Origin of the sequence: Bacillus sp. RCC_6_1, from assembly GCF_041360755.1 — a bacterium.
GTDB lineage: Bacteria > Bacillota > Bacilli > Bacillales > Bacillaceae_G > Bacillus_A > Bacillus_A cereus.
Window position 1 is genome coordinate 109,816 of record NZ_JBFUPV010000005.1, and the last position, 12,591, is coordinate 122,406.

Genomic DNA, 12,591 nt, shown 5'->3' on the forward strand with positions numbered 1-12,591 from the left:
CATTGTTACGCTACTTGTGATAAAAGTTTATTTACAGCGTAACAGTGTTATGTTACATTGTTATCAGGAAGGAGTGTTATACAGTTGAGTACAGATTTAATTTCAAAAAAAGATTTATTAGAACTAACTGGTATTTCATACGGACAGTTATATAGGTGGAAAAGAAAAAATTTAATTCCGGAAGATTGGTTTGTACGAAAATCAACGTTTACAGGTCAAGAGACATTTTTTCCGAAAGAAAAGATATTAGAGCGTATCGATAAAATCCAAACGATGAAAGAGGATTTATCACTTGATGAACTAGCGAACATGTTTTCGCCGAGTGTGAGAGAAATTCTTTTAACAAAGGAAGACATTTTATGCAAGGGGATTGCATCAGAACCAGTTTTACAATTTTTCATAGAACAAACGAATAAAAGAGCAGAGTTTCAATTTGTAGATATTCTTTATGTGTACATGTTAGAAGAATTACTGCAATCAGGAGAGATTAGTTTAGAAGAAGGAAAAATGGTCTTGCAAGTTTTACGTGAAAATTATGAAGCAATTAAACATAAAACTTGTGACTTAATTATTGTCCGAAAGTTAGGGATTTCTACATGTTTATTAGTTTCAAACGTGGACGATTTAATTTTTGAAAAAGGCACAAAAATCGTTTTACGCGAAGCGATTATGAAATATACCGAAGCATTAAAAACTAAATTGTTGTAGTGGAGGAGAAAGTATGCGTACAGATAATTTGATTATAAATGGTTACGGTTCATCGAATGGTGGCGAGTTTCATAAAGTGCAATTAAACGGAAAAGGAACTGTGAATGGAAATGTTGAATGTGAGCAATTTGAATGTAACGGTTACGGTGCAGTTACTGGCGATTTGAAAAGTAGCAGTGCACGAATTAGCGGATCTGGTAAAGTTGATGGCACAGTTCAAGCTGAAACGATGCGAATTGATGGAAAAGCAACAATTACGCAAAATGTAAAAGCAAACAGTTTGAAAATTGCAGGAAAAGGTACGATAGGTGGAAATGTCACTGGTGAAGAATTTAAAGTCAATGGTCAAGCTACAATTGACGGTAATTGTGAAGTGGATACTTTTTCTTCAGAAGGACAATTTACAATCGGTGGTTTATTAAGCGCAGATGAAATTAATATAAATATTCACGGTACATGTCGAGCGAAAGAAATTGGTGGTCAAACGATTAAAGTAAGACATAGATCAGGTACATTTAGTAGGCTATTTAAAACAGTATTTGGCTTGCAGTTAGAAGCTGAACTATTAGAAGGTGACAATATCGATATTGATTATGCTCACATAAGAACGGTAAGAGGAAACAATGTTACAGTAGGAGCAAACTGTGAGATTGAACTGATTGAATATACCGGTGTTCTTACTGTTGATAAAAATGCAAATGTAAAAGAAATTAAGCAGGTTTAACGGAAGGGAGAAATCAGTATGGAACATCCACATAGTCTCACAGTAAATGGTTCTGGTAATTCAGCAGGCGGAGATTATAATAAAGTGAAGATTCGCGGTGAAGGAACAATTACGAATGATATGAGTTGCAATGAGTTTAAAACGTACGGAACGAGTGATGTACGCGGTAATGTGAAAGTGAAAAACTATGTCGTGTATGGAGATAACGAAGTACAAGGAAATGTAGATGCGGAATATGTAAAAGTATATGGTAATACACAAATTCATGGTGATGCTCATATTGAAAAAACAAAAGTTAGAGGTATGATAAATATTGAAGGAAAGTTTTCAGGTGATTTCGTAGATGTAAAAGGTGCTTTAAATGTAAAGGGAGATATTGAAGTAGAAGATTTATCATTAACTGGTGGTCTTGAAAGTGATGGATTACTTAATGCTGAAAATATTCAAATCTCACTTCGTTATGAAGGCAGTAAGGTAAGAGAAATTGGTGGTAAAAAAATTACCGTTCGTAAAAAAGCGAGATTTATTCCTTTTACTAGTCATGCTGGAAACCTCCAAACTTCAATTGTTGAAGGAGATGATATCTATTTAGAACATACGATTGCTGAAGTTGTAAGAGGCAACAACGTCACAATTGGTCCTGGATGTGAAATTAGTGTTGTAGAATATCATACTAGTTTTAATCAAAAAGGTAATGCAGTCGTAAAAGAACATAAACAAATATAAGTAGTATGAGGGAGAGCAAGAGATATGGTTGAGAAGAATAATAAGCTCGGCTTTGTTGTGGCGGGCTTATTGCTAGGTATTTTAATGGCATCGATGGATAATACCATTGTCGTAACGGCGATGGGAACAATCGTTGGTGACTTAGGAGGCCTCGAAAACTTTGTATGGGTCGTTTCTGCCTATATGGTCGCAGAAATGGCAGGCATGCCTATTTTCGGTAAGCTATCAGATATGTATGGTAGAAAGAGATTCTTTATTTTCGGTTTAATTGTCTTTATGATTGGTTCGGCACTTTGTGGTACTGCTGAAAATATTACACAGTTAGGTATTTATCGTGCCATTCAAGGTATTGGCGGCGGGGCATTAGTGCCGATCGCGTTTACTATCGTTTTTGATATTTTTCCACCTGAAAAACGCGGGAAAATGGGTGGTTTATTCGGAGCTGTATTTGGATTATCTAGTATTTTCGGGCCATTACTTGGCGCATATATTACCGATTACATTAGCTGGCACTGGGTATTTTATATTAACTTACCACTTGGCATTTTAGCACTTATTTTTATTACATTCTTTTATAAAGAATCACGCGTTCATAGAAAGCAAAAGATTGATTGGTTTGGCGCAATTACTTTAGTTGGTGCAGTAGTTTCTTTAATGTTTGCGCTTGAACTAGGCGGACAAAAATATGATTGGGATTCTAGCTTTATTTTAAGTTTATTTGGTGGATTCGCTATTTTAATCATCGCATTCATTTTTATTGAACGAAAAGTAGAAGAACCAATTATTTCATTTGAGATGTTTAAGCAGCGCTTATTCGGAATGAGTACAATTATTGCATTATGTTACGGTGCTGCATTTATGTCAGCAACTGTTTACATTCCGTTATTCATTCAAGGTGTATACGGCGGGACTGCAACAAACTCAGGATTATTACTTTTACCTATGATGCTAGGATCAGTCGTAACAGCGCAGTTAGGTGGATTTTTAACGACTAAGCTGAGCTACCGAAACATTATGATTATTTCTGCTGTTATTATGTTAATCGGATTATTCTTATTAAGTACATTAACGCCAGAAACAAGTCGTGCATTATTAACGGTTTATATGATTATTATCGGATTTGGAGTAGGTTTCTCATTCTCTGTACTAAGTATGGCTTCAATTCATAACTTCGGTATGGAACAGCGTGGATCTGCAACTTCAACGAGTAACTTCATTCGTTCATTAGGAATGACACTAGGTATTACAATCTTCGGAATGATCCAAAGAACAGGTTTCCAAGATCAATTAGAAGAAGCATTTAAAGGGATGAGCGGGGGAATGAATACAAAATTAGGGGATTCAAGAGCCATTTTATCAGAATCGGCAAGATCTCAAATCCCTCCGCAAATATTAGATAAGATTATTGACGCTCTTTCTAGTTCAATTGTTCAAACATTCATGTGGGCATTGGTACCAGCTGGATTAGCATTCATGTTCATTTTCTTTATGGGAAATGAGCGTATGGTAATTAAGAAAGAACAAATGAATAAAAAGAGTGAAACATCAAAAGCGTAATGAAAAAGCTCCTTTCCAATTGGAAAGGAGCTTTTTCGTATGTACGGTGTTAGATTAGCCTTCGATAATTTCGTATTCTTCGTCTGCAAGTAATAAAATTTGCGTTTTCTTGCCTTTGTTTTGAACTTCGATTACATCGTATGCGCCTAAGTCTCTTACTTTGCTTTGAGAAGCGTTAACCATAACTTCAATAGAATCAATTAAGATATCTTCTTCAATATATGATTCAGGCAATGCCATATCTTCAGTATCTAATACACACGCATATAGATTTTGTAAATTTTCAGCAGTTGGGTTTTGTTCCTCAACATCAATGATATTTTTTACTGCATCCATATTTTCTTCTTTTGCTTGGTACACTTTAATTTTAGCCATAATTTTAATCTCCTTTATAACGTAATCGTAGAGGCTACACCTCATTATAACGTTTTTTTTATGAAAGATGAAATTGTTATATGTATTTATAGTAAAAATTATGTGTTCTTACTCAAAATTGGTGTGATTTCCATATAAATGTACGAGTAGGTAACGATAATGTTACGTTAAAGTTATATTGTCCAAGCTTTTCTTATTTTCTTCCTATATGTATGTAGTAGCAATTCTATATAGAGAAGGGATGGAGTGTAAGTGGGTTGTGAACCGAGAGTTTCTAGAGATTTTGTTCAAGTACCTGAACTGGTAGGTTTTCGATTACTTTTATCACATCCAGCTGGAGACCCTTTAAACTACGGATTATTATTTATTAATTTTCCTGATACGATTTTTATTTTTATATTGGCATCAAGCGGATACCTTGCCATTTCGAACTGTTTAAAAATAGAGGGCGGAACTGGTAATGCCGAAATAGAAGAGATGAAAAAATGATAGAGGATGACGATAATACGTACAAGTCAGTTGTTAAATTGACTAAAGTATATAAGAACGGTGAGACGGAATCTTTTATTTATAAAAATGAGTTATAATACATGTATTTAAATGCACCCTCAAACTATTGTTGAGGGTTGTTACATAATTAATTATGTTGATCCTTTAAGCCATTTGTTAACGAGTAAGAAATATATTTATTGTTGACTTATTTTATAGGTTGATCATTTCATAGTTAGTAGATGTTATAATCATTTTATGTTTACTGATATTTTATAAATATTCGAAGTTTCAATTTAATAGTCAATTGCTTTTATGATGAACAGGTGGGTGTGTATATGAATACGAATTATGGAGCGCTCATGAAAATGTTAAGAGTGGTTGATTCTAAAGAAGGCGGGAATGTAAATGATCTTGAAAATCCAACAGTAGCACAAGTTACGGTAGGAATTTTTACATTTTACGCTGGAGACCCAAATACGAAAGAAACAGAAGAGTTATTACGTAATATTCCAGAAAGAATTTTAGTTATCGTAAATAGTGAAGAGTGGAAACAACGCTTAGAAACATTCCATGAAAGAAAAATAGATAAGTTTTTACGTTATAAATTCAAACGAAATCCAGAAGTTTTTAATCGTTCAAAATTACAATCTTTTATATCAGCACTTCCAAAAGAATATGAGTTAAGAAGAATAGATGAGCATATCGCAAATAGCCCCAAATTACATAAGATATCTGAAGATTTTACAAGTCAATTTCATTCGATAGAAGATTATATAAACCGTGGTATAGGTTATAGCATTTTATATAATGGAGAAGTTGTATGCGGTGCATCCTCCTATAGTATTTATAATGATGGGATTGAAATTGAAGTTGCGACTGATCACAATCATAGAAGAGAGGGCTTGGCAACTGTAGTTAGTGCAGCTATTATATTGGATTGCTTAGAAAATGGAAAGTATCCAAACTGGGACGCAGCGAATACTACATCTGCTAAACTAGCAGAAAAGTTAGGATATGAATTTGATAAGGCATATGATACTTATTTTGTAGATAATAGATGAGTGAAGGAGTTACATACTAAAAAATACATGCGCCCTAGTACGTAAGTCTAGGGCGCATGTATTAGTTGGTAAATATCTTCATAACAATTTTATCACATTTTATCTTTTGAATGTTTGGAATTAAAGATATTTATGTGACTTTTTGAAAAAATAAAAGAGCAGTTAGCAAAAGCTAACTGCTCTTCTCCAAGGGGGAATGGAGAAATACAATCATGTTACCTATAGTATTGACAGAACATTGAGTTTTAATCAGCCATTTATAAAAGGAGAGATAAAATATCTTTGATTAATCCTTAGCTCCGATTAGGAGTACTGATAGAAAAACGATTGAGAATATATTTTTTTATTACATTTACAATTTGAAGAGTAGAACGTGTTTATCGTAATTCTCCAAACACCAATTATATTTTTTTAGAATAATTGGATGGACTGCTTCTTTCGTAGTATTGACTTCAGTATATCCATATTTCTTATAAAAGTTTTCTAATTCCTCAAAAGGAAGACAATATACATTTTGTATTTGTGATTTTTTTGCAGTTTCTACTAAAAATAAAACAAGCTCACCAGCTAATTGTAGCCCTCTAAATTGAGGCAGAATAAAAATTCCGCCCATTTCTAAAGTATCTTCATCTATTTGGACTAATCGGCCAACGCCTGCATACTCGTTGTTATATGTAATAATTGCAACTTTATCTCTCTTTAAATCACTCCGTACAAATCCTATTGAGTCATATTGGTTATTAATCCATTCTAAATCGTTAGATGTGGCCAATTGAATACTCATATACATCCTCCTTCGGAATACTAGCGCTCTCTTCATTATATAGAACATAAGATACTATATCAAAAGAACCTTGAGATAGCACATTTGTTTAAGTTATTAGTTAAAAGTGTGGGATTGCTGGCATTGAAATGATGGCTTCACCAAACATAGGATAATAATCTTGTAAATTTAGTGTTACATAGTCAAAATAAAAATTAGTTTATGTGTTCGGTAACGCACGATTGTTTAAGTGTAGAGAAAATCATAGGGTTATTTTAATTAGTAGCTACTGTATTCATTGAAGCTATTAAGGAAATGTGGTAATCGCCAGCCCTAGTGATACAAATCATATTAGGATTTAGTAAAAAAAATTCTTCCTGAAAAAGAGGGGGATTAAAGATAAGAGCACTTCGAAAAGTGCCCTTCAGTAACGACTACTCATTCTAAAAAGAAAGGATGCAATATATCATATGAAGTTAAATGTATTTAAGTATGGGTCTTTTATATAAATGTGAAATAAAAGAGGGTTGTCTTCTTATTAGAAGGCAGCTTTTTGTTATTACAAAAAAGAATTAGAAATAAAATATAAATTCAGTTACTTGTCCAAACAATTTTTTTAAAAATACATAAAATGCTAGTAGTTAGCCAATATTTTTATATTGCTAATTTTTTAGACTAAAAGGGGTGATTTTATGTGTGATTGTGAAGTTTGTAGAAGAAAGAAAAAACGTGATCCATTAAATCGGGGTTCTGAACCAAAAAAACAGGATTCCGAATCAGTAAATTCTTATTCATTTAGTAAAAATGCAAATTTTTTAGAAGAAGCTATACAAACAGATGAAATCGATCAAGTTTCTGAGGAATATATTGAAATAGTAGATTCAGCAGATGTACAAGTTACTACTACAGATACAAAAGCTGCACTATCTATCCAAGCCGCGTTACAAGCAGCTATTGTGGTTGTAGTAAGTATTTCTATAGCAGATAGTGAAAAGGCAGATAAAATAACACAAGAATTGTTTCAAAAATCATCTATTAAACAAATTAATAGACAAAAAACATTTATTAAAAATTCCAGAAACGTAACCGTAACAACTACTGATACAGATATTGCAGTGAATATTCAAATTCTTCTTCAAATTTTATTAGCGTTACTAGTTAAACTAAACATTTTATAAAGTGTCTATCCTATTTATATTTAGCTATAAGGGTTCACTCTAAGTAAATATTTTTTGTTGTAATATGTGGTACAAGCTTGGACTTTCTCATTATGACTGAATTAATATTCAAGATTGATGGGAAATTAAGTGTGGAAAACTACACAATAACAAAGGTGAACCTATTATTTAACAGTGAATAAAACTTATATATGTGAAGTAAAGGAAAGCTGTCTTCGTATTAGAAGACAGCTTTTTGATTTTATTAGTAAAAAGCCGTGAAAATAAAAGATTAAGTTACTTGTCCAAGCATTTTTTATTTAAATACATATAATGCTGGTAGTTAATCTAAATTTTTATAGAAAACTGATAGGAGTGAATATTGTAAATGGATGATTTAAATAAATTTTCTTCCTTTAAGTTTGATAAGGATCAAAAGAATATAATTATAGACCTTTTACTCTCAGATATTTTTAATAGGCATGGGATAAATGAAGAAAAACTAAAAAATTTATCGCCAGAAAAAAAGCAGCAAATTAAAAGTATTGTTTCTGAAATACAATCACAAGTTAATAATTATTTAGATTGAAAGGGGGTGAATGTATGAAAAAAACATGTCATTCAGATGAAAATAAAAGGTGGAGTGCATTAGACTCCTCAAATCCTCATCCATCTTTTAAAAATGCTACCGTTTCAGAAGCTGCAGCACAAGAAAGTAAAACTTACCAAATTTCTGAAGAATCTATTACAATAGTTGATTCAGCAGATGTAGAAGTTACTACTACAGATACAAAAGCTGCGTTATCTATTCAAGCTGCATTACAAGCAGCTATCGTGGTTATAATAAGTATTTCTATAGCAGATAGTGAAAAAGCTGACCGTGTAGCACAAGAATTGTTTCAAAAATCATCTATTAAACAAATTAATAAACAAGAAACTGTTATTAGAAATTCTAGAAATGTTACAGTTACGACTACAGATACAGACATAGCAGTAAATGTTCAAATTCTTCTCCAAATTTTATTAGCTTTACTAGTAAAATTAAATATTTTATAAAATGTTTAACCTTATTTAGATATAGTGCATCTTACAGGTAAATATTCACTGTTTTAATTATAGTACAGGCTATAAATATTTATCATAACTGGACTAATATTCAACATCACCAAAGTATGAATGTAAACAAACAATGTGATGGAAAATAAAGTTTGGTTATTTTATGAAAATTGAAAAGCCATTTCCTTTATTGGATTTGGCTTTTCAATTTTAAACAGTATGAATTTGAAAAGTTAATATTAAGTTAAAGAAGTAAAATATACGGATACAAAATACTTATAAAATTACTCGTGTTATAGAAAAATAATAAGAAAAAGGTGTTTAAAATAGAATCATTTTCATTAATAGTTCAAGTTTTGAAGAATAGTGCATACAATATAAAGTGTTTTCCTTTCTTCATTTAAGTTTTACGTATATAATTTAAAAGTACTATTTTTATTTTATTATTTTATATTTATAACAGAATAGAGGTTTAAAAATGAGTGTTAAAATCATTACGGATAGTGCGGCGGATTTACCAGTAGAATTGCTGCAAGCATATGATATTGATTTAATTCCACTCCGTGTATATGATGAAGCAGAAACAGAGTATTTAGATGGAGTAACATTAGAGTCAGTTACATTATTACAAAAAATGAGAGAAGGCGCTGTTTATAGAACATCATTGCCTTCACTTGAAACTTTCCAAGAAAAATTTGTTTCTTATGCAAAAGAAGGTAATCCTTGTATATATTTAGCTTTTTCATCTGAACTGTCTGGTACATATCAATCATCAGTTGTCATTAAAGAGGAAGTAAAAGAAACATATGCAGATTTAGATTTAGAAATTATTGATACAAAATGTGCTTCGCTTGGTCAAGGTCTTGTCGTTTTAGAAGCTGCTAAAATGGCAAAAGACGGCGCATCAAAAGAAGATATTTTAAACCGTGTCGCTTTTCTAATGAACCATATGGAGCACATCTTCACTGTAGCTGACTTACAGTACCTTGTTAGAGGTGGACGTTTAAGTAAAGTAGCTGGTTTTATCGGTGGTTTACTAAACATTAAGCCTATCTTAAACGTGGAAGAAGGAAAACTTGTACCACTTGAAAAGGTAAGAGGGAAAAAGAAAGTATTAAGCCGAATTGTTGATATTATGGAAGAGCGTGGTAAAGACCTTAAAGGTCAAACAATCGGTATCACTCATGGTGATGACTTAGAAACAGCGGAAGCATTAAAATCATTAATTACGGAAAGATTCGGTTGTGAAGTATTTATCGTAAATACAATTGGTGCAGCAATCGGAGCACATACAGGACCTGGCGTTATAACGTTATTTTTCTTAAATGAAGTAGAGTAAAGGATTGATCATTTGATCAATCCTTTTTTCTTTAATCTGTGATTACCGGTCGATATGGTATTGGTGAAGATAAAATCTTTGAAGTTTTCCTATATGAATTGCTCTCTTGTAGAGGGAGTATTTTTTATATGTGGAATGATACTTAATGGTAGAAGAAAAGAGTATAAATAAGAATGTATTTGTAGGAATTTAAATATTTGAAGATATCAAAATTTTGCCATTTCATATATAATTGTGTGGGGAGAAATATCTGTAACTATTTGTAAAAATAGGAGGCGACTATAAAAATGCAAGAAATTGCTAGATGGGATTTAAATCGCTTGTATTTGAATGAGGATATTCTATTTCCAATTTTGGAGTTGAAAGAGAAATATTTTGTAACAAAAGATGTAGAGGTTCTTTCAAAGCTAATACAAGCTATTGAGAAAACAGAATACTATTTGTACTGTAGATCAGTTGAAGAAAGTGTACCATCTGACCTTACTAAATTGACCGTGAAAGTGAAGGAACTAAAAAATGAATTACAGCAAGTAATAAAACATAATGAAGTGGAAACTTCAGATAATACTAAGTTAATAAAAGATGAGCTTAATGCTTGGGAAAATATGTACATACAATTACGGGATAGGATAGAAATAGAGCACAATAATAAACAATTATCCTTTGGACAAGCAAATACTATTGCAATGAATAGTGATAATGAAAAGGAAAGATTAGAAGTATTCGAGTTACTTACAAGTACTTTACATAAGGAAAAAGAAATCTTTGCTACTGTATTAAATCAAATAGGGAGATTGCGTAATGCAAAGAGTAATGAAATAGAAGATAGAGAGATTTTAACACAATCTTTTCATGCGAATGGCATTTCAGAAACTGTATTATTCCAAATGTGGAATGCGACAGAAGAAAACCTTGATAAATTAGTAAGTGCTTTAAACGTGTATAAGAAAGGAAAAGCTTCAATTACATGGCATGAACTTATGACGGTAAAGGAAAGTAATGAGATCATGATTCCTTTTTCAGTAGCAATACAAAACGTTTATGATGCATGTAAGAATATTGATGAAGAATTAGCAGAATTTGCACGTAATGCGATAGAAAGTGGTTGGGTAGATGCTGAACCGAGAGAGAATAAACCACCAGGTGGGTTTTGTGCTCCATTTTTCAGTGAGAAAGAATCGAGAATTTCCATTCGTTATGATGGGAGTATAGATAGTGTAAGAGTGCTCGCTCATGAATTAGGACATGCTTGGCACTTTTATAATATGAGTTTTGAACAATCTACGTCTTTTTTAGATGATTATTTGCCAATGAGTACGGCTGAATCAGCATCTATTTTCTTTGAAACGGTACTCTTAAATTATCTAATTGAAACAACGGATAGTAAAGATACGAAAAAGTCATTACTTAGCTGGAAAATAAGAAATAGTTTTAATTATGTAATGGCAATACGAGCATCGTATCAGTTTGAAAAAACATTTTATGAAAAATGTAAAGAGGGTCCTTTAAGTGCTGATGAAATTGAGAAATTATCTATAATTGCACAAAAAGAAGCTTATGGAAAAGCTTTAAGTGAATACCAGCCGTTTGTATGGATGAAATATATTCAATTTTATATAGCAGATGTTCCTTTTTACAATTATCCATACACATTTGGATATTTAGTAAGTTTTAGCTTATTAGAAATAGCTCAAGAAGGTAAAAGTACTTTTCATTCGAAATATAAAGAGTTCTTACGAGAAACAGGAAAGGCTCCAGTAGAGGAGCTTATGAAAAAACATTTTGAAATAGATATAAGAAATTATGAATTTTGGAATAAAGCTTTTATTCAAATTTCTAAAGACATTGATGAATATTTGCAGCTTATGTAAGGGGAGAGTACAGTGGATCAGCAGTTTATAAAAGGTATACCTTTTTCAACTTTAGAATATGCAAAAGCTATAAGTTTATTAAAAGGTTGGCTACATGAACAACAAGAGAAACCAAGGTTTGTAGTAACTGCAAATCCTGAAATTGTTATGTCTGCAAAGGAAAATACGGAAAAATCAAAGGAATTTAAAAAGATGTTACTATCTGCGGATTTAATAACAGCGGATGGGATTGGTGTCATAATTGGCTCGAAAATATTAAAAGGAAGTTTGAAAGAACGTGTTACTGGGGCGGATTTAACTCACGATTTAATAAAATATTGTAACGACAATGAATATCGTGTCTTTCTTTTTGGAGCTGCGCCAGAAAGTAATAAAAAGGCATTAGAAAAATTAAATGAGCAGTTCCCAGGAGCACAATTTAAAGGACAGCATGGATTTGTAAATGGTGAAGAAATAGAGGAAATAAAAATGAAAATTAAGCAGTTCAAGCCGCATTTACTACTCGTAGGACTAGGTTCACCAAAACAAGAAGAGTTCATCTATGAAAACATACAAACATTAAACGTTCCGCTATCTATTGGTATCGGAGGCATGATTGATATAATATCTGGTACTGTAAAAAGAGCACCAAAAATAATGAGGGATACTGGAACTGAATGGCTGTATAGGTTACTCTCACAGCCGAAAAGATTAAAGCGACAACTTGTACTTCCGAAATTTTTATTATCGGTTATGTCTGAGCGGATTAAAGGGATTAATTAA

The 12,591-nt window shown here is 32.0% G+C and carries 13 protein-coding genes and 1 pseudogene; 12 read left to right on the forward strand and 2 right to left on the reverse strand.

The genetic code is table 11. The annotated features are described in order from the left end of the window. The first annotated feature begins 84 nt into the window (after nt 1-84). The 4 genes from AB6801_RS17075 to AB6801_RS17090 are packed head-to-tail and all read left to right on the forward strand — an operon-like array spanning nt 85 to nt 3,715. Nucleotides 85-708: a YhbD family protein gene (locus AB6801_RS17075; protein WP_000102238.1), complete on the forward strand. Its 624-nt coding sequence runs from the start codon at nt 85-87 to the stop codon at nt 706-708. Nucleotides 709-721: 13 nt separating this feature from the next. Further along, entirely contained in the window at nt 722-1,432 is a 711-nt protein-coding gene (locus tag AB6801_RS17080) for a bactofilin family protein (RefSeq protein WP_001258385.1), read from the forward strand. A gap of 18 nt (nt 1,433-1,450) precedes the next feature. Beyond that, nucleotides 1,451-2,158: a hypothetical protein gene (locus AB6801_RS17085; RefSeq protein WP_000400911.1), complete on the forward strand. Its 708-nt coding sequence runs from the start codon at nt 1,451-1,453 to the stop codon at nt 2,156-2,158. Between the two features lie 24 nt (nt 2,159-2,182). Further along, nucleotides 2,183-3,715, forward strand: coding sequence for an MDR family MFS transporter (locus tag AB6801_RS17090; protein WP_000229619.1), 1,533 nt, complete (start codon nt 2,183-2,185; stop codon nt 3,713-3,715). A 54-nt stretch (nt 3,716-3,769) separates the two neighbouring features. On the opposite strand, the gene AB6801_RS17095 is transcribed toward AB6801_RS17090, so the two are convergent. Next, nucleotides 3,770-4,090, reverse strand: coding sequence for a hypothetical protein (locus AB6801_RS17095; protein ID WP_001062727.1), 321 nt, complete (start codon nt 4,088-4,090; stop codon nt 3,770-3,772). Nucleotides 4,091-4,351: 261 nt separating this feature from the next. On the opposite strand from AB6801_RS17095, the pseudogene AB6801_RS17100 reads away from it, so the two are divergent. Together AB6801_RS17100 and AB6801_RS17105 are read left to right on the forward strand one after the other, a co-directional pair. Then, a pseudogene (locus tag AB6801_RS17100) lies at nt 4,352-4,677 on the forward strand (BC_2878 family exosporium-associated protein); the annotation flags it as partial. Between the two features lie 264 nt (nt 4,678-4,941). Beyond that, nucleotides 4,942-5,643, forward strand: coding sequence for a GNAT family N-acetyltransferase (locus tag AB6801_RS17105; protein ID WP_255262011.1), 702 nt, complete (start codon nt 4,942-4,944; stop codon nt 5,641-5,643). Nucleotides 5,644-5,995: 352 nt separating this feature from the next. On the opposite strand, the gene AB6801_RS17110 is transcribed toward AB6801_RS17105, so the two are convergent. After that, the gene (locus tag AB6801_RS17110) at nt 5,996-6,427 is read right to left on the reverse strand and encodes a GNAT family N-acetyltransferase (protein WP_000027150.1); all 432 of its coding nucleotides are present in this window, start codon (nt 6,425-6,427) and stop codon (nt 5,996-5,998) included. Between the two features lie 671 nt (nt 6,428-7,098). Between AB6801_RS17110 and AB6801_RS17115 the strand changes: the two genes are divergently transcribed. The 6 genes from AB6801_RS17115 to AB6801_RS17140 all read left to right on the forward strand — a co-directional run bounded on the left by AB6801_RS17115 (nt 7,099) and on the right by AB6801_RS17140 (nt 12,591). Next, nucleotides 7,099-7,584 (forward strand): spore coat protein, encoded by a 486-nt coding sequence (locus AB6801_RS17115; protein ID WP_000332786.1) that lies wholly within the window; start codon nt 7,099-7,101, stop codon nt 7,582-7,584. Between the two features lie 367 nt (nt 7,585-7,951). Then, nucleotides 7,952-8,152: a spore coat protein W gene (locus AB6801_RS17120; RefSeq protein ID WP_000342253.1), complete on the forward strand. Its 201-nt coding sequence runs from the start codon at nt 7,952-7,954 to the stop codon at nt 8,150-8,152. Nucleotides 8,153-8,166: 14 nt separating this feature from the next. Continuing rightward, nucleotides 8,167-8,619, forward strand: a complete 453-nt coding sequence (locus tag AB6801_RS17125) for a spore coat protein (protein WP_000750486.1) — start codon at nt 8,167-8,169, stop codon at nt 8,617-8,619. 478 nt (nt 8,620-9,097) lie between these two features. Then, entirely contained in the window at nt 9,098-9,958 is an 861-nt protein-coding gene (locus AB6801_RS17130) for a DegV family protein (protein ID WP_000111645.1), read from the forward strand. 287 nt (nt 9,959-10,245) lie between these two features. Beyond that, nucleotides 10,246-11,829, forward strand: coding sequence for a M3 family metallopeptidase (locus tag AB6801_RS17135; RefSeq protein ID WP_001155357.1), 1,584 nt, complete (start codon nt 10,246-10,248; stop codon nt 11,827-11,829). A gap of 12 nt (nt 11,830-11,841) precedes the next feature. After that, nucleotides 11,842-12,591 (forward strand): WecB/TagA/CpsF family glycosyltransferase, encoded by a 750-nt coding sequence (locus tag AB6801_RS17140; RefSeq protein ID WP_000372653.1) that lies wholly within the window; start codon nt 11,842-11,844, stop codon nt 12,589-12,591.

Bases quoted from the DNA above. Each gene is read 5' to 3' on its own strand.
- AB6801_RS17080 (WP_001258385.1), top strand. From the start codon at position 722: ATGCGTACAGATAATTTGATTATAAATGGTTACGGTTCATCGAATGGT.
- AB6801_RS17085 (WP_000400911.1), top strand. From the start codon at position 1,451: ATGGAACATCCACATAGTCTCACAGTAAATGGTTCTGGTAATTCAGCA.
- AB6801_RS17090 (WP_000229619.1), top strand. From the start codon at position 2,183: ATGGTTGAGAAGAATAATAAGCTCGGCTTTGTTGTGGCGGGCTTATTG.
- AB6801_RS17095 (WP_001062727.1), bottom strand. From the start codon at position 4,090: ATGGCTAAAATTAAAGTGTACCAAGCAAAAGAAGAAAATATGGATGCA.
- AB6801_RS17105 (WP_255262011.1), top strand. From the start codon at position 4,942: ATGAAAATGTTAAGAGTGGTTGATTCTAAAGAAGGCGGGAATGTAAAT.
- AB6801_RS17110 (WP_000027150.1), bottom strand. From the start codon at position 6,427: ATGAGTATTCAATTGGCCACATCTAACGATTTAGAATGGATTAATAAC.
- AB6801_RS17115 (WP_000332786.1), top strand. From the start codon at position 7,099: ATGTGTGATTGTGAAGTTTGTAGAAGAAAGAAAAAACGTGATCCATTA.
- AB6801_RS17120 (WP_000342253.1), top strand. From the start codon at position 7,952: ATGGATGATTTAAATAAATTTTCTTCCTTTAAGTTTGATAAGGATCAA.
- AB6801_RS17125 (WP_000750486.1), top strand. From the start codon at position 8,167: ATGAAAAAAACATGTCATTCAGATGAAAATAAAAGGTGGAGTGCATTA.
- AB6801_RS17130 (WP_000111645.1), top strand. From the start codon at position 9,098: ATGAGTGTTAAAATCATTACGGATAGTGCGGCGGATTTACCAGTAGAA.
- AB6801_RS17135 (WP_001155357.1), top strand. From the start codon at position 10,246: ATGCAAGAAATTGCTAGATGGGATTTAAATCGCTTGTATTTGAATGAG.